Source organism: Ruegeria sp. CF1 (genome assembly GCF_056537445.1).
Genome location: NZ_JBQFRN010000001.1, coordinates 662,131 through 678,123, shown reverse-complemented (window position 1 = coordinate 678,123; position 15,993 = coordinate 662,131). Strand labels below are relative to the sequence as shown.

Annotated in this window: 14 protein-coding genes and 3 tRNA genes; 10 read left to right on the top strand and 7 right to left on the bottom strand. The window is 55.4% G+C overall.

Going from position 1 to position 15,993, the window contains the following annotated elements; all coding sequences use genetic code 11:
- Window position 1: 1 nt before the first annotated feature.
- Window positions 2–325: a hypothetical protein gene (locus tag ACRZ96_RS03445; protein WP_170393212.1), complete on the top strand. Its 324-nt coding sequence runs from the start codon at window positions 2–4 to the stop codon at window positions 323–325.
- A 304-nt stretch (window positions 326–629) separates the two neighbouring features.
- Here the strand turns inward: ACRZ96_RS03445 and ACRZ96_RS03440 are convergent, their stop codons facing one another.
- The 3 genes from ACRZ96_RS03440 to ACRZ96_RS03430 all read right to left on the bottom strand — a co-directional run bounded on the left by ACRZ96_RS03440 (window position 630) and on the right by ACRZ96_RS03430 (window position 2,256).
- Window positions 630–992, bottom strand: coding sequence for an SUF system Fe-S cluster assembly protein (locus ACRZ96_RS03440; protein ID WP_170393211.1), 363 nt, complete (start codon window positions 990–992; stop codon window positions 630–632).
- Window positions 993–1,087: 95 nt separating this feature from the next.
- Window positions 1,088–1,366, bottom strand: a complete 279-nt coding sequence (locus ACRZ96_RS03435) for an NfeD family protein (protein ID WP_170405488.1) — start codon at window positions 1,364–1,366, stop codon at window positions 1,088–1,090.
- The gene (locus ACRZ96_RS03430; protein WP_170393209.1) at window positions 1,366–2,256 is read right to left on the bottom strand and encodes an SPFH domain-containing protein; all 891 of its coding nucleotides are present in this window, start codon (window positions 2,254–2,256) and stop codon (window positions 1,366–1,368) included. Before ACRZ96_RS03430 ends, ACRZ96_RS03435 begins: the two co-directional genes overlap by 1 nt.
- 175 nt (window positions 2,257–2,431) lie before the next feature.
- On the opposite strand from ACRZ96_RS03430, the gene ACRZ96_RS03425 reads away from it, so the two are divergent.
- From ACRZ96_RS03425 to lon, 4 genes are all read left to right on the top strand, one after another.
- Window positions 2,432–3,343: a nucleoside hydrolase gene (locus tag ACRZ96_RS03425; protein WP_480704707.1), complete on the top strand. Its 912-nt coding sequence runs from the start codon at window positions 2,432–2,434 to the stop codon at window positions 3,341–3,343.
- Window positions 3,344–3,406: 63 nt separating this feature from the next.
- A complete protein-coding gene (gene tgt, locus ACRZ96_RS03420) occupies window positions 3,407–4,537 on the top strand; it encodes a tRNA guanosine(34) transglycosylase Tgt (RefSeq protein ID WP_170393702.1) in 1,131 nt (376 codons plus the stop codon).
- A 92-nt stretch (window positions 4,538–4,629) separates the two neighbouring features.
- Window positions 4,630–5,040 carry a DUF6636 domain-containing protein gene (locus ACRZ96_RS03415; protein WP_170393207.1) on the top strand — a complete coding sequence of 137 codons (411 nt, stop codon included), beginning with the start codon at window positions 4,630–4,632 and terminating at the stop codon, window positions 5,038–5,040.
- A 233-nt stretch (window positions 5,041–5,273) separates the two neighbouring features.
- Window positions 5,274–7,682, top strand: a complete 2,409-nt coding sequence (lon, locus tag ACRZ96_RS03410; RefSeq protein WP_170393206.1) for an endopeptidase La — start codon at window positions 5,274–5,276, stop codon at window positions 7,680–7,682.
- Window positions 7,683–7,733: 51 nt separating this feature from the next.
- Here the strand turns inward: lon and ACRZ96_RS03405 are convergent, their stop codons facing one another.
- Window positions 7,734–9,320 carry an APC family permease gene (locus ACRZ96_RS03405; protein WP_480704709.1) on the bottom strand — a complete coding sequence of 529 codons (1,587 nt, stop codon included), beginning with the start codon at window positions 9,318–9,320 and terminating at the stop codon, window positions 7,734–7,736.
- Between the two features lie 248 nt (window positions 9,321–9,568).
- Here ACRZ96_RS03405 and ACRZ96_RS03400 point away from each other — a divergent pair, with 248 nt between their 5' ends.
- Window positions 9,569–9,796: a hypothetical protein gene (locus tag ACRZ96_RS03400; RefSeq protein WP_170393204.1), complete on the top strand. Its 228-nt coding sequence runs from the start codon at window positions 9,569–9,571 to the stop codon at window positions 9,794–9,796.
- A 75-nt stretch (window positions 9,797–9,871) separates the two neighbouring features.
- On the opposite strand, the gene ACRZ96_RS03395 is transcribed toward ACRZ96_RS03400, so the two are convergent.
- Window positions 9,872–9,946 (bottom strand) — tRNA-Val (locus ACRZ96_RS03395).
- Between the two features lie 213 nt (window positions 9,947–10,159).
- Between ACRZ96_RS03395 and ACRZ96_RS03390 the strand changes: the two genes are divergently transcribed.
- From ACRZ96_RS03390 to uvrA, 4 genes are all read left to right on the top strand, one after another.
- Window positions 10,160–10,236 (top strand) — tRNA-Asp (locus ACRZ96_RS03390).
- 52 nt (window positions 10,237–10,288) lie between these two features.
- Window positions 10,289–10,365 (top strand) — tRNA-Asp (locus tag ACRZ96_RS03385).
- Between the two features lie 127 nt (window positions 10,366–10,492).
- Entirely contained in the window at window positions 10,493–11,035 is a 543-nt protein-coding gene (locus ACRZ96_RS03380; protein ID WP_480459362.1) for a methyltransferase domain-containing protein, read from the top strand.
- Window positions 11,036–11,140: 105 nt separating this feature from the next.
- Window positions 11,141–13,999, top strand: coding sequence for an excinuclease ABC subunit UvrA (gene uvrA / locus ACRZ96_RS03375; RefSeq protein ID WP_170800955.1), 2,859 nt, complete (start codon window positions 11,141–11,143; stop codon window positions 13,997–13,999).
- Between the two features lie 74 nt (window positions 14,000–14,073).
- On the opposite strand, the gene mmsB is transcribed toward uvrA, so the two are convergent.
- Window positions 14,074–14,946, bottom strand: coding sequence for a 3-hydroxyisobutyrate dehydrogenase (gene mmsB, locus ACRZ96_RS03370; protein ID WP_480814230.1), 873 nt, complete (start codon window positions 14,944–14,946; stop codon window positions 14,074–14,076).
- A 3-nt stretch (window positions 14,947–14,949) separates the two neighbouring features.
- The gene (locus ACRZ96_RS03365; protein WP_480771412.1) at window positions 14,950–15,990 is read right to left on the bottom strand and encodes an enoyl-CoA hydratase/isomerase family protein; all 1,041 of its coding nucleotides are present in this window, start codon (window positions 15,988–15,990) and stop codon (window positions 14,950–14,952) included.
- Window positions 15,991–15,993 lie beyond the last annotated feature (3 nt).

The window sequence follows — 15,993 nt, the reverse complement described above, 5'->3', positions numbered from 1 at the left end:
GATGAGAGCGCAGAACTGGGCAGGAGCAGCCATTTTCACATCTATGTTGCTGGCGTCCGCGTCTGCGGCACTTGCGATAGATGACACAAAACGGCACCCGGTCAACTGTGCTACCGCACCCGGTGATCTGCGCGCAATCGCAGCTGAAAAGAAACATGCCGAGGACCAGCAGGCTGAAAGCGTGTTCTCGATCCTCCCTGCCGGTGCCTTGCTGGGTCTCGTCACAGGAACCGAGAGCAAGCACCTGAAGATGCTGTCAGGCGACTATATAAAAGAGCTGGACGCGCGCGCTGCTGAAATCAAATCGACCTGTAACATAGAATAATCAAACAAAAAGGGCCGCTCTCGGGCAAGAGCGGCCCGGAATGGGCCAATTGAATGGGGGATGGCTATGGTCAGAGGCCCATGCAATTCACGAAGTATGTCAATTTAGCGGGGCAATCGGATAAGACGCCCGCGACTCGACATCCTGCGCCAGCACGTCCAGCAGATCGAAAAACGAATGCTTAATCACTGGGTCAGTACCTGAGGACCTTGTGACCCAGCATTGTGACAACATGAAAACGGTTAAGTAACACGCAGTACACCGTTTTGTAACATCGCCATGTTTTTTGTGAGTAAATCGAGAGTTACATGAAACCCAGCTCAAGCCGGGCTTCATCTGACATCATTTCCATGCCCCAAGGTGGCTCCCAAGTCAGTTCGACGTCGACCTCTTTGACGCCTGCAACGGGTTCGATTGCTTCCACGATCCAACCGGGCATTTCGCCTGCGACAGGACAACCTGGCGCAGTGAGGGTCATGATCACCTTGACCGCGTTTTCTCCGGTGATGTCGATCGTATAGATCAGACCGAGATCGTAGATATTGACCGGTATTTCTGGGTCAAACACCGTCCGGCAAGCTTCGACCACGGGTTCGTAGAGCGGGTGATCGATGGTCGAGGGAGCGATTAGGGGGCTGCCTTCGAACTGTTCACTGGGGTGGGTCATTGATGCCTCGGGTCTGTTACCTGAGAAATTATATAGGGAAAGTGCCGGGCAGCGTCCAGAGGTGCCGTGGCGCCTGATTTGGGCGCCACGACAGATCAGTCGTTGATGTCGTGCTTGAAGGTTTTGACTTGGCCGTGCGGCAAGGCAAACATACGGCGCAGAACCAGCCATGCGACCAGTGACAGAACGGCAAATATCAACAGCAGAACAGGCAGGGATGGCGTGAGGCCAGGGATCAGCAAAACCACTCCGGTAATGGCTGCACCGATGGCAAAACCCAGGAAAATGAAGCCGGGCAGCGCGACCTCAAGGATGCCCAGAGCAAGCGCTCCGGCCAACCAAATCCACCACGTCAGCCAGAATGGATCGGCCATCATTTTCCTCCTTTAAGCATGTTGAAGGCATTGCCGAAGGCTTCAAGGGCGTTTGCAGGCACAACGATGGTCTGCGAGCCGGTGCCGTTGCCTAGGGCGTTCAGCGATTCCACCTGTTTCAACGCAACCTGATACTGTGCCGCTTCCAGCCCGTTGTCTTGAATGGCCTTTGCCACGACCTGAGTCGCATAAGCTTCGGCCTCAGCCGAGATTCGGCGGGCCTTGGCGGTCTGCTCTGCCGCATAAAGTTCGGCATCTGCCTGCAGCTCAACGGCACGCTTTTGGCCCTCGGCCTCGGTCACCTGTGCGCGGCGGGCACGTTCGGCGTTCAATTGCTGCAACATCGCGTCACGAGTGGCCTGATCGAGGTTCACGTCCAGAATCTCGGCGCGGGTTACTTCGATCCCCCAATCGTCAACGGCGGTTTCGACACTTTCCTGAATACGTTCAATTAGTTGCGCCCGGTTCGATTGCACTTCATCCAGGTCCATCTTGCCGATCTCGGCGCGGACGATACCGGCTACGGTCGTTGCAATCGCACCGTCGACATCGCGGATGCGATAGACCGTCTTTTCCGGCTCGAGAATGCGGTAGAACACCGAGGTATCGATCTGCACCAGAACATTGTCCTTGGTAATTGCGTCTTGCGTTGCGTTTGGCAACTGACGCTCAAGGATAGATATCTTGTGGCGGGCAACATCTAGAAAAGGAACGATAAAATTGATCCCGGGCCCAAGCACCGAATGCAGGCGGCCAAACCGTTCAACAACGTATTTCTCGGATTGAGGCACGATCTTGATGCCCTTGAAGATGACAATGGCAATAAGCGCCGCTGCCAGCAGGTAGATAATGTTTGAAGTAATCAGTCCGATAATCTGGTCTTCTATCATACTGTCCTCATTTATTGTGTACTATGGTATACATATTGGGATTGAATCGCTCAATTTCAACTCTGGTATGGATTGTACAGGCTGGAATGCAAATCTGTGAAAGCGTTCATACCGGCCAGAAATTCCCTTTTGTGGCAGCTTTGCATCCCACTGGTGTTTGCGTTATCGGACGAGGATGAAACTGATAATAGATACGGACCCCGGCATCGACGACGCAATGGCCATTGCCTATGCCGCCGCTGCCTCCGAAATTGACCTGATCGGCCTGACCACCGTGTTCGGCAACACCCATGTGCATCAATCCAGCCGCAATGCGCGGTTTCTGGTGGACAAACTAGGGCTGGGCATTCCCGTGGCCCAAGGCGCGCCATTCGCTTTGGGAGAGACCACGCATTCACCTTCGGAACATGTGCATGGCCCCGAAGGTTTTGGTGACCTGACCAAGATTGATGAGATAGGCGAAAACCACGCCCTGTCTGCCGCCGAGTTTCTGGTCGACATGGCGCGCACCCATCGCGGTGAACTGGTTGTATGTGCGGTTGGGCCATTGACCAATATCGCTGATGCCATGCGATTGGACCCCGAGTTTGCGGACAATCTTGGCAAGCTCGTTATCATGGGTGGTGCTGTATTCTGCCCGGGCAACATCACCGAACATGCCGAGGCGAATATCTATCACGATGCCAAAGCTGCAGACGAAGTCTTTGCCGCGCCGCCGCCTACGATTCTGGTGGGATTGGATGTGACTCTGAAAACGCTCTACGAGACCGCTGATTTTGAGGCGCTCGCTGAACGTTCCCCTGACATGGGTGGTTTTCTGCGTGATATCTCGCGCTTCTATTTAAAGTTCTACAAAGAGATCGGTGGGCTTGAAGGGTGCGGACTGCATGACTCGACTGCCGTTATCGCCTGCACCCATGAACCGATGTTCGAAATGGTCGAAACGGGTGTGCAGGTGGCGTTGGACGGGGCTGAGATCGGTGCGACTCGTCCTGACCCTGCACGGCCACCAGTGCGAGTGTGCCGGGATGTCGATGGGGCAGGGGTGGTGCGCCTGTTTACGGACCGTGTAGCCTCGTTGCCCTGACGGGTTGCAATGCCCTTGCAGATCGGGCAAAGCCTGCCCGGTTCAGCGATCCAAGGCGTTACCATGACCCAGCGATTTTCTTTCGACCTGAAAGCCACCGATGGCAAGGCCCGCACAGGCGTGATCAACACGCCGCGCGGTGAGGTGCGAACGCCGGCGTTCATGCCTGTGGGCACAGCCGCGACCGTCAAGGCGATGATGCCGGAAAGTGTGCGTGCCACGGGTGCCGATATTCTGTTGGGCAACACCTATCATCTGATGCTGCGCCCAACGGCCGAGCGTATCGATCGTTTGGGAGGCCTGCACAAGTTCATGAACTGGGACCGGCCCATCCTGACGGATTCTGGCGGATTTCAGGTGATGTCGCTGGCCGGTCTGCGCAAACTGACCGAGAAGGGCGTGACCTTTAAATCTCACGTCGATGGCTCGAAGCACGAATTGACGCCGGAACGGTCGATGGAAATCCAGCGGCTTTTGGGCTCGGACATCGTCATGTGCTTTGATGAATGCCCTGCGCTGCCCGCCGATCGCGACCGTATCGCCGAGTCCATGCGCCTTTCGATGCGGTGGGCTGCGCGGTCGCGTGAAGCGTTTGGAGACCGCCCCGGACATGCCCTGTTTGGGATCATGCAGGGCGGGCTGGAACAGGATCTGCGGGAAGAAAGTGCCGAGGCGCTTAAGCAGGTCGGTTTTGAAGGCTACGCCGTCGGCGGCCTTGCCGTGGGTGAGGGGCAGGAGGCCATGTTCAGCTGCCTTGACTATGCGCCTGACTTCTTGCCCCAGGATAAACCGCGTTATCTGATGGGCGTAGGCAAGCCTGATGATATCGTAGGTGCCGTTGCACGCGGGATAGATATGATGGATTGCGTTCTACCTTCGCGGTCGGGTCGCACCGGGCAGGTGTTCACGCGTTACGGTGTGGTCAATATCAAGAACGCCCGCCATGCTGACGACCCGCGCCCGCTGGATGAGAACTGCACATGCCCCGCGTGTTCAAGTTATTCTCGCGCCTACTTGCATCACGTGTTCCGCTCGAATGAGATGATCTCGGGCATGCTGCTGACTTGGCACAATCTGCATTACTTTCAGGAAATCATGCAGGGAATGCGGGACGCGATTTCACAGGGCACATTCGCAGATTGGCAATCGCAATTCCACGCGCTTCGGGAGCAAGGCGATATTGAACCGCTTTAGATTGTGGCCATTGCGGTGACAAACGCGGTATTTTTTGCTATACTGTTCGCGCATTATTTACCATTTTCATTTGTTTTGTTCAGGAGGATTCAATGCCTCGCTTTATTGTTTCTCTCGCAATCGTTCTTTGCGCATCGACATCTCTTGCGGATGTCTGGACCTTCGAAACCCCGTCCGAGAATATTCAGTGTGTCGTCGGGCAGGGGGCGAGTGTTTCGGACCTGTCTTGCACCATAATTGAGCGGAGTGGTGCGCCTGCGTTCCCGCGCCCGGCGGATTGTCAGTCGGACTGGGGACATGATTTTTTCATGACCAATACGGGCGCCGTCCGCATGCTGTGCCAACCAGTCAGCCATAACCGGGACGGATTTGACCGTGCAGACTACGGCGTAACCGGAGAGTTTGGCGGGTTCGTCTGCCATTCCTCGAAAAAGGGCTTGGAATGTAGAAACGAAGTCGGTCATGGCTTCTTTTTGTCGCGAGCTAAGCAGAGGGTGTTCTGATCCACGCTGGATGATTTGTTGCCCGTTTTAAAGCTGGGTTCGCTAAAATCGGTGGATATGTCTGTCGGATGCCTTGAAGTCCCCAAATCATCGGGTCATGCTGCATCACGACAAATGACGATGAGGTTGAAATGGGGGAACAGGTGCCCCACCTTTATCGTCCAAGACAGGAGATGGCCAAAGGTTGCCTGAATCAGGGACCAGCGCCGTCTTGCCAATGATAAGGATAGAGCATGCAAGAGCCTCTGAATTCCTCATACCCCGTCCTGCCGCTGCGCGATATCGTGGTCTTCCCACATATGATCGTGCCGCTGTTCGTGGGCCGTGACAAATCGGTCCGTGCCCTGGAAGAGGTGATGCAGGATGACAAGCAAATTCTGTTGTCCAGCCAGATTGATCCTGGTGAGGATGATCCGGAAATCGACGGTATCTACCGCTCGGGCGTTCTGGCCAACGTGCTGCAACTGCTGAAACTGCCCGATGGCACCGTGAAGGTGCTTGTCGAGGGGCAGGCGCGGGTGCAGATCACAGAATTCCTTGAAAACGATCAGTTTTTCGAAGCGCGCGCCGAGTATCTGACCGAGATTCCGGGCGATGTCACCACGACCGAAGCGCTGTTGCGCACCGTCGCGGACGAGTTTGAGCGCTATGCAAAAGTGCGCAAGAACATCCCCGAAGAAGCGCTGGCTGCTGTTGGTGAAACCACCGAGCCTGCAAAGTTGGCCGACCTTGTGTCAGGTCATCTGGGCATCGAGGTTGAACAGAAACAGGAACTGCTTGAGACGCTCTCGGTGAGCGAGCGGCTTGAGAAAGTCTATGGTCTGATGCAGGGCGAAATGTCGGTTCTGCAGGTCGAGAAAAAGATCAAGACCCGCGTCAAATCCCAGATGGAGAAGACGCAGCGCGAGTACTATCTGAATGAGCAGATGAAAGCCATTCAGAAGGAGCTTGGCGATGGTGAGGACGGCAGCAACGAAGTTGCCGAACTGGAAGCCAAGATCAACGAGACCAAGCTGTCGAAAGAGGCGCGCGAAAAGGCCGAGGGTGAGCTGAAAAAGCTCAAGAACATGTCGCCCATGTCGGCTGAAGCGACCGTTGTGCGCAACTATCTGGACTGGATCTTGTCACTGCCGTGGGGCACCAAATCCCGCGTCAAAAAGGATCTGGGTCGCGCGCAGGACATTCTGGACGCCGATCATTATGGACTTGAGAAAGTCAAAGAGCGGATCGTCGAATATCTGGCGGTTCAGCAGCGCTCGAAAAAGCTGAAAGGCCCGATCCTGTGCCTTGTTGGCCCTCCGGGTGTGGGTAAAACCTCGCTGGGTAAATCGGTCGCAAAAGCCACGGGGCGCGAATTCATTCGCATCTCGCTGGGTGGTGTGCGCGACGAATCTGAGATTCGTGGCCACCGTCGGACTTATATCGGGTCGATGCCCGGCAAGATCATTCAGGCGCTGAAGAAGGCGAAAACCACAAACCCTCTCATCCTGCTCGATGAAATCGACAAGATGGGGCAGGATTTCCGTGGCGATCCAGCCTCGGCGATGCTGGAGGTGTTGGACCCGGAACAGAACAACACGTTCATGGATCATTATCTTGAGGTCGAATATGACCTGTCCAACGTGATGTTCCTGACCACGTCTAACAGCTACAACATGCCTGGGCCTCTGCTAGACCGGATGGAGATCATCCCGCTGGCCGGTTACACCGAAGAGGAAAAGAGCGAGATCGCCAAGCAACACCTGATCGACAAACAGGTCAAAAACCATGGTCTGAAAGCCAAGGAGTTTGAGCTGACCGATGAGGCGCTGCAATCGATCATCCGCACCTATACCCGCGAGGCGGGTGTGCGGAACCTCGAACGCGAAATCGCCAAAGTGGCGCGGAAATCGTTGACCAAGATCATCAAGAAAGAGGCGGAGACCGTAAAGGTGACGCCCGACAATCTGGATGATTTTCTTGGAGTGCCCAAGTTCCGTTATGGCTTGGCTGAACAGGACGATCAGGTTGGTGTAGTCACTGGCTTGGCCTGGACTTCGGTCGGTGGTGATCTGCTGCATATCGAGGCTCTGAAACTGCCCGGCAAAGGGCGGATGAAGACCACTGGTAAGCTGGGCGATGTGATGAAGGAATCGATCGACGCGGCGTCGTCTTACGTCCGATCAATTTCGCCTCAGATCGGGGTTAAACCGCCGCAGTTCGACAAAATCGATATCCACGTGCACGTGCCCGATGGTGCGACGCCAAAGGATGGTCCGTCTGCGGGCTTGGCTATGGTGACCTCGATTGTTTCGGTCCTGACCGGTATTCCTGTGCGCAAGGACATCGCCATGACAGGCGAGGTTTCGCTGCGCGGCAACGCGATGCCGATTGGCGGGCTGAAAGAAAAACTGCTGGCTGCCCTGCGTGGCGGGATCAAGACTGTCCTCATTCCCGAAGAGAATGAAAAGGATCTGGCAGATATTCCCGACAACGTGAAAGAAGGGCTGGAGATCATCGCGGTCAAACACGTCTCGGAAGTACTGGAGCAAGCGTTGATACGTAAGCCCGAGTCAATTGAGTGGGATGAGGCCGCTGAAGAGGCCGCTGCCGCTGCCGCCAAGGCGGCCGAAGGGGCAGGACCGTCGGCAACAGCCCACTAAGCCTGAAACAGATTAATTAGAAAGGCGGGGTCATTCCCCGCCTTTTTTTGTTCAAAGTCCAATGACAGGTTTGGTCGGGTCCAGCACCTCTTCGTTTTCGATGTAAGCTTGGAATTTTTTGTCTGACAGCGCCGAGCGTACGGCGAGCGCAAAAATCACCGCCGAAAATGCCGCACACAGCACAATGTCCCAACCAAACGGGATCTGCTTTTGCGCGCCTTCTCCAAACTGACCCATGTAGGAGATCAGCCCCAAACCACAGAAATAGGGCATCAGCCAAAGCGCCTCGGTCGCGTCCATTTCATCGAGCCGATTGTGAAAGCGGATCAGCAGCAGCGCCATGCCGATGAGCAGTGCAATTCCCAGCCTCCAGACCGTGTCCCATCCGCTCCAGTAGACGATCAGGGTTGAGATCGCGAAGGCCGTGAGCCCGACAAGTTTGACGGCGGGAATACGGATTGAGCGCGGGCGGTCAGGCATCAGATCGCGTAAGCACACCACGGCGATTGGGCCGACCGCGAATGAAAGCACAATGGCGGCCCCGTTCAGGGCGATTACGGTTGCGAACGGGACCGTCAGTAAAAACAGAGTGCCAATCAGAAAGTTGAGAGCCAAGGCCCAAAGCGGTACTCCGAACGATGACAAGATCTGCAAACGTTTCGGCAGGAACCCGTTTTGCGACAGGGCCAGAGCGATACGGGCGTTCGATCCAGTTGCAACCAACCCATTGCCAAACGGGCCGATGACCGACCCGACGTTCAGCAAGCTGAGGAACCACAATATCCCGACGGACATGATGACGCCATCCAACGGACCTTGCCCACCGAAGCTGAGACTCGCCCAGCCATCGCGGATCATTGTGGGATCAAGCGCGCCGATAAAGGCCACCTGTAATCCAAGGTAGATCAGGGCACATAATACAATGGACAGAACCAGAGCAGCCGGGATGTCGAATTTTGGGTTTCGAACTTCTCCCGCCATATCAACAACATGTCGGAAACCTATAAAGGAAAAGATCACTCCACCGGTTGATACTGCGGCCATGATGCCTTTCAGGCCGTAGGGGGCGAATCCGTCAGGTGCGGAGAAATTCTGCACGTCAAAGCGGGTCGCGATCAACAACACGGACAAAACTATCGGAATGGCAATCTTGGCCCAGGTCAGCGTTGCATTTACCTGTGCAAAAAATTTCACGCCTAGTGCGTTCACAGCGACGAACAGCAACATGAACAGCAAGGCGACCGAAACACCAGCGCCGGTCAGTTCGCCGGTATCTGCGGCGTGGAGCCATGACGCGTAGGGTGCGAGGTATTTAAGCATGGCTTCAACTTCGATCGGAGCGGTGGTGTTGTAGCCAATCCAGGCCGTCCATCCCATCGCCATCGACACGATGTTGCCGTGTGAGAACTGAGGGACGCGTGCGATTCCGCCTGGGATAGGTAACATCGCTGAAATCTCGGCGAAGGTTATTGCCAGTATGAACATCGCAACGGCGCCAATAATCCAAGAAAGAACCGCGGCGGGGCCTGCGTGTTGCACGGCGAGCAGGGGGCCGAAAAGCCAGCCTGACCCAATGATTCCTCCAACCGAAATGAAGGTCAGGCCGACCAGGCCAATTTCCCGCTTCAGTTTCGCCATGTTATTTCTCGCCCAAAGAGGGGTGCCTTATTGGTGGCTATGACATCAGGATAAGCAGGCCACGGGAAACATGGCAAGCACCACATATCATGCAGAAAAATCGCGAAAACGAGGTCTGACCGATTCATCTTCTAAATCCTGCTGGGCGTGTTCTTCGAAACGCGATCGCCGGCAATAGGTATTTGAAGTGGAATCGACTCGGAACATGAGGCACGCTGGTCGTCTGTGCCAAGGTAGGAGAACCCAGGATGCCTCTGTACAATGATATGTTCGAGCTTTCGGTCGAAGATATGGATATAATCGAAGAGGCCATGCGTCATGCCATAGCTTCCAGATCGAATGGCCCTGTTGACGAGAGGGTAGAAGAAAGGGAAACCCGTGAAGACTTTGTGCGCAAGGCACACGACCTTCTGGGGCGTCTGCATGACCAAAAGGTTTTTTATCGTCCTAAATCCGGCGTGTATGTCGGAGGATGACAGCATTGTGCTCGCAGCGTTGAACCAAATGGCTCCAAAACGCTTCAACTATGCCGCATAAGCATTTGAATAATATGGTGGGTGATAAGAGATTTGAACTCCTGACATCTTCGATGTGAACGAAGCGCTCTACCACTGAGCTAATCACCCATAGCGGCGTTTGATACAGCGGCTTGTGTTTCGCCGCAAGTTCAAAGCGTTCAAATTGCAGCGCGTCAGACGAAATCCGGTTTTCACACATTGCCCGCCAAGTCGTATAGATCGGAAAAAATCAGGTTCGAGCAAAAAACTTGAAAACGCCGCTTGACGATGCCGGGGTGTAGCCATAATACACCCCAACGTTCAGAGATGAACGGGCAGTGGGCGGTTGTAGCTCAGTTGGTTAGAGTACCGGCCTGTCACGCCGGGGGTCGCGGGTTCGAGCCCCGTCAACCGCGCCATCGCTGCCAGCCTTTGATCCGGGCAAACGGATCGCACATAGACCCTAAATGCGCGGTTGTAGCTCAGTTGGTTAGAGTACCGGCCTGTCACGCCGGGGGTCGCGGGTTCGAGCCCCGTCAACCGCGCCATTTTCCTTCGATTTAGAAAGTCATACGCCCTTGTGGGCGTTTTTTTGTGCCGACATCTTACTGATCTTATGATTTATTGCCTGCAAAACATCAGGGGCAAGCAGTGACCAGTCTAAATCGAGTTATCATGGCACGGCGCAGCCGGCAGTGGGTCCGCGGCCTGAAGCCGGAAACACTTGATGTCATTGAGATTTCTGGTTCGTGGGGTAAGCAATTTGGATTTTGCAGCTATGAACAGATTTGGCATAAGCAACATGATATCTGCACCGGACCCGTTCTGAACAAACAACAGCAGGTGCGAAAGGTCGATCTGGTTTTGGCCAATCAGGTGTGGGAGCACTTGGATCGCCCGGTTGAAGCCACGCTGAACGTGCTAGAGATGCTAAGGCCCGGAGGGTATTTCTGGCTGGCCGTCCCGTTCTTCATTCCGTTTCACGCTGCTCCGCATGACTGTTCGCGCTGGTCTGCGCGCGGATTGAAAAACCTGCTCACTGAGTGTGGGTTCGACCCGGATCTCATCCGGGCCGAACAGTGGGGCAATCGGCATGCCGCTTTGCGCAATCTCGAACTTGAATGGCCTCCTGTTTATGACCCTGAGACAGACAATTTGGAGAACGATCCCGATTTTCCAATCTGCGCATGGGCTCTGGCTAAGAAAACCAGTGCTTAAGCCGAGTGTCGAAAAATCGCCTGTTCTTACTTTGTTCTAATTTTTTGGTTGGAGACTCAGCCGCTCTCGCCTATCTCTGAGTGACGTTGGTTGTTGGGGGCCTGAATGGCTGAGCTGAAGAATATCGAGGTGCGCGGTGCGCGCGAGCATAACCTCAAGAGCATTGATGTCGACATCCCACGGGATCAGCTGGTGGTGATCACTGGCCTGTCGGGCTCGGGTAAGTCTTCTTTGGCATTTGATACGATCTATGCCGAAGGGCAGCGCCGCTATGTCGAAAGCCTGTCGGCCTATGCGCGCCAGTTCCTCGATATGATGGAGAAGCCCGATGTGGATCACATTAGCGGACTAAGCCCCGCGATTTCGATCGAGCAGAAGACGACCTCAAAAAACCCGCGTTCGACCGTGGGCACCGTAACCGAGATCTACGACTATCTGCGCTTGCTCTTTGCCCGTGCTGGTACGCCTTACAGCCCGGCCACAGGATTGCCGATTGAGGCACAGCAGGTGCAGGACATGGTCGACCGGATCATGACGATGGAGGAGGGCACACGCGGCTATCTGCTGGCCCCCATCGTTCGTGATCGGAAAGGTGAATATCGGAAAGAGTTCCTTGAGCTGCGCAAGCAGGGTTTTCAACGCGTCAAGGTAGATGGTGAGTTCTATGAATTGGATGAGCCGCCGACGCTGGACAAGAAGTTCCGCCACGATATCGACGTCGTTGTCGATCGTCTGGTGGTACGAGAGGGCATGGAAACACGCCTGGCCGACAGCCTAAGGACCGCACTGGATCTGGCGGACGGGATCGCAATCCTCGAAACCGCACCGAAGGAGGGCGACCCGGAACGCATCACATTCAGTGAGAATTTTGCCTGCCCGGTCAGTGGGTTCACCATCCCCGAGATCGAGCCGCGCCTGTTCTCATTCAACGCGCCCTTTGGGGCTTGCCCCGATTGCGACGGGCTTGGGGTCGAACTGTTTTTTGATGAACGTCTGGTCGTGCCGGACCAGACATTGAAACTCTATGACGGGGCGCTTGCGCCCTGGCGGAAGGGTAAATCACCCTATTTTCTGCAAACGATCGAAGCTATCGCGCGACATTACGAGTTTGACAAGAACACTCCCTGGAAGGACTTGCCCAAGAAAGTCCAGCAGGTGTTTCTGCGCGGGTCTGGTGATGAAGAGATCCAGTTCCGTTATGATGAAGGTGGCCGCGTCTATCAGGTTACCCGAAGCTTTGAAGGCGTCATCCCCAACATGGAGCGCCGCTATCGCGAGACTGACAGCGCTTGGATTCGCGAAGAATTCGAGCGCTATCAAAACAACCGACCCTGCGGCACGTGCGAAGGGTATCGGCTGCGTGCTGAGGCGCTGGCCGTCAAAATTGCGGGTTTGCACGTTGGACAGGTCGTCGAAATGTCGATCCGCGAGGCGTTGGCCTGGGTCGAGGATGCCCCAAATCATCTGAGCGCACAAAAGAACGAGATCGCGCGCGCAATTCTCAAGGAAATTCGCGAGCGGTTGGGTTTTTTGAATAATGTTGGATTAGAGTATCTTACGATGTCTCGTTCAAGTGGCACCCTGTCCGGAGGTGAAAGTCAGCGTATCCGTCTGGCGAGCCAGATCGGCTCGGGCCTGACAGGGGTATTGTATGTGCTCGACGAGCCATCGATTGGTCTGCACCAACGCGACAATGATCGTCTGCTGGGAACGCTTAAGAATTTGCGTGACCAGGGCAACACGGTCATCGTCGTTGAACATGACGAAGAGGCCATTCGCGAGGCGGATTATGTGTTTGATATCGGTCCCGGTGCAGGAGTGCATGGGGGACAGGTGGTCAGCCACGGTACGCCCGAGCATATCGCCGGCGATGCGGCCTCGATCACCGGCCAATATCTTTCGGGGACACGCGAGATCCCGGTGCCGGTTGAGCGGCGAAAGGGTAAGAAGCAGAAAGTGACCGTTGTTAAGGCGACGGGAAACAACCTCAAGAACGTGACGGCCGAATTTCCGCTCGGAAAATTTGTTTGTGTGACCGGTGTGTCTGGCGGTGGAAAATCAACGCTGACGATTGAGACTTTGTTCAAAACCGCCTCGATGCGGTTGAACGGCGCTCGCCAGACACCGGCGCCCTGTGAAACGATCAAAGGGCTTGAGCATCTGGACAAGGTGATCGACATAGACCAGCGACCCATTGGCCGGACTCCACGTTCAAATCCAGCGACTTACACCGGGGCTTTCACCCCGATCCGAGACTGGTTTGCCGGGTTGCCAGAAGCCAAAGCGCGTGGATACAAGCCCGGGCGGTTCAGCTTTAACGTCAAAGGCGGCCGGTGCGAAGCGTGTCAGGGTGATGGCGTCATCAAGATCGAGATGCACTTTCTGCCTGATGTTTATGTCACCTGCGAAACCTGCAAAGGCGCGCGATACAACCGTGAGACGCTTGAGATCAAGTTCAAGGGTAAGTCCATCGCGGATGTACTTGATATGACAGTGGAAGATGCGCAGGAATTCTTTAAAGCGGTGCCATCGATCCGCGACAAGATGGATGCCTTGGCTCGCGTTGGGCTCGGCTACATCAAAGTTGGTCAACAGGCGACCACGCTCTCCGGTGGTGAGGCGCAGCGTGTAAAGCTCTCTAAAGAACTGAGCAAGCGATCAACGGGTCGAACGCTGTATATTCTGGACGAACCCACAACGGGTCTGCATTTCGAGGACGTGCGTAAGCTGTTGGAAGTCCTGCATGAACTGGTCGACCAAGGAAATACTGTTGTTGTTATCGAACATAATCTCGATGTCGTAAAAACCGCCGACTGGATAATCGACATTGGCCCGGAAGGTGGCGATGGCGGAGGTCAGATTGTGGCTGAGGGTACGCCCGAAGACGTCGCTGAATGTGAGCGTAGCCACACTGGGCGTTATCTGAAGCCAATGCTGGATGGGCAAGCCGTAGCTGCCGAATAGGAACAGAGCGAGAGAAGAAAATGCTGCGAATTTTCTTCTCTGTTGCTTCGTAGAGCGCTGCGTTCTGAGGTTGTTCAGTCTCTGGACCGCTTCTCAAAACGTGGCAGCATGGCGCTGAAATCGCGCCCCAAGCCATCTTCGTGTTCGACAAACGATTCATAGAGCTTTGTCGCAACCTGTCCCATGGGCGTATCGGCATTCGCACTTTCGGCGGCCTGTTGGCTGAGGCGTAGATCTTTCAACATCAGCTCGGCGGCGAAACCAGGGGTATAGTCATTGTCGGATGGGCTTTCGGGTCCAACGCCTGGGGCAGGGCAATAGGCGTTCATTGTCCAGCTGTACCCTGACGAGGTGCTGACCACATCGAACATCTTTTGCCGGTCCAGTCCCAATTTATCAGCAAGCGCAAATGCCTCGCAGGTCGCGATCATCGTCACGCCGAGGATCATGTTGTTGCAGATTTTGGCGGCCTGACCCGCGCCAGCTTCACCGCAGTGAACCGCTTTTTGCCCCATGATTTCAAATAACGGAGCCGCCTTGGCAAAAGCTGCGTCAGATCCACCGGCCATAAAGGTCAAAGTGCCTGCAGCGGCCCCACCAATCCCGCCGGATACAGGTGCATCAACTGATAGCAGACCAGCCTGAGCAGCTTGCTGCGCCACCGCGCGGGCGCTGTCGACATCGACCGTAGAGCAGTCAATCAGAACCGCGCCATCTTGCATTTCAGGGACAACTTCATCAGCCACAGCGCGCAGAATTTGCCCGTTGGGAAGCATGGTGATAACCACGTCGGCTTCCGAAGCAGCGGCAGCGCCGGAAGACGCCATGGCCACGCCTTCGATGGCGACATCAACTTGATCAAAGCCGATGACGTCATGGCCCGCGCGCGCCAGATTGGCCGCCATCGGGCCGCCCATGTTGCCAAGCCCTATGAATGCGATTTTCATCCCTTACTCCTCTGAAAAGCTTAAAGCATCCGCACCGAGCGGCTGCAGCATCTTGGACACTGCGACGGCAGGCACATCCAAATCTGCAAACTGCCAATTCGGGTTGCGATCCTTGTCGATGATCTGGGCGCGAATGCCTTCCAGAAAATCGCCATGCTCCATCGCGCGATAGGTAAACCGGTACTCCAGATCCAGCGCTTTTTGCAATGTCAGGTTGGTTCCGCGCAGCCGATGCAACATCTCGACAGCACAAGCCATGGAGATAGGAGAGTTTCGCTGCAGTGTGCCGAGAATTTTCGTCGAAAATTCTGTGTCATCGCTGCGCAAGCTGTTCAGGATATCGCCAAGGCTTTCTCCGCTGAATAGCCTGTCGATCTCGCCCTGCATTTCAGCCAAGGGGCTATCCGGTGCGGGCACTGCATGCTCATCCACCAGTTCCGCCCGTCCAGAGGCTTCCAACTGGTCTATCAGCCCCGCCCAATGCTCTTGGGGAATGAAATGGTCGGCAAACCCGGCATAGATCGCATCTCCGGGCCCCATGCGGTGGCCGGTGGTACCCAGATACTCGCCCAAACGCCCCGGCGCCAGCGCCAACATCAGCGATCCGCCCACATCAGGAACCAGCCCGATTGAGCATTCCGGCATCGCGATCTTTGAGCTTTCTCCAACCACTCGATGGCTGCCATGGCACCCGATGCCAACCCCGCCACCCATGGTGAAACCTTGCAGGAAGCTGACCACTGGTTTTGAGTACTCAAAAATCAAGGCATTCAGGCGGTATTCGTCGCGCCAAAACGTTTGGCCATAAGCATAGTCCGCCTTGGTGCCGGTCGCATAAAGCTCGGCAATATCTCCGCCAGCGCAAAAGGCTTTGTCGCCTTCGGCATCGAGAATGATCAGATCGACTTGATCATCCTCACGCCAGTTGCGCAGAGCGGTATCGATGGCCATGCACATCTCATAGCTAAGGGCGTTCAGGGCGTGTGGTCGTGTCAGCGTGATGCGCCCGGCACGGCCTGTGGTGCGAATGTCGATATCGGACATCAA

Bases quoted from the DNA above. Each gene is read 5' to 3' on its own strand.
- uvrA (WP_170800955.1), top strand. From the start codon at position 11,141: ATGGCTGAGCTGAAGAATATCGAGGTGCGCGGTGCGCGCGAGCATAAC.
- ACRZ96_RS03430 (WP_170393209.1), bottom strand. From the start codon at position 2,256: ATGATAGAAGACCAGATTATCGGACTGATTACTTCAAACATTATCTAC.
- ACRZ96_RS03445 (WP_170393212.1), top strand. From the start codon at position 2: ATGAGAGCGCAGAACTGGGCAGGAGCAGCCATTTTCACATCTATGTTG.
- ACRZ96_RS03405 (WP_480704709.1), bottom strand. From the start codon at position 9,320: ATGGCGAAACTGAAGCGGGAAATTGGCCTGGTCGGCCTGACCTTCATT.
- ACRZ96_RS03435 (WP_170405488.1), bottom strand. From the start codon at position 1,366: ATGGCCGATCCATTCTGGCTGACGTGGTGGATTTGGTTGGCCGGAGCG.
- ACRZ96_RS03365 (WP_480771412.1), bottom strand. From the start codon at position 15,990: ATGTCCGATATCGACATTCGCACCACAGGCCGTGCCGGGCGCATCACG.
- ACRZ96_RS03400 (WP_170393204.1), top strand. From the start codon at position 9,569: ATGCCTCTGTACAATGATATGTTCGAGCTTTCGGTCGAAGATATGGAT.
- ACRZ96_RS03380 (WP_480459362.1), top strand. From the start codon at position 10,493: ATGGCACGGCGCAGCCGGCAGTGGGTCCGCGGCCTGAAGCCGGAAACA.
- lon (WP_170393206.1), top strand. From the start codon at position 5,274: ATGCAAGAGCCTCTGAATTCCTCATACCCCGTCCTGCCGCTGCGCGAT.
- ACRZ96_RS03425 (WP_480704707.1), top strand. From the start codon at position 2,432: ATGAAACTGATAATAGATACGGACCCCGGCATCGACGACGCAATGGCC.
- mmsB (WP_480814230.1), bottom strand. From the start codon at position 14,946: ATGAAAATCGCATTCATAGGGCTTGGCAACATGGGCGGCCCGATGGCG.
- ACRZ96_RS03415 (WP_170393207.1), top strand. From the start codon at position 4,630: ATGCCTCGCTTTATTGTTTCTCTCGCAATCGTTCTTTGCGCATCGACA.
- tgt (WP_170393702.1), top strand. From the start codon at position 3,407: ATGACCCAGCGATTTTCTTTCGACCTGAAAGCCACCGATGGCAAGGCC.
- ACRZ96_RS03440 (WP_170393211.1), bottom strand. From the start codon at position 992: ATGACCCACCCCAGTGAACAGTTCGAAGGCAGCCCCCTAATCGCTCCC.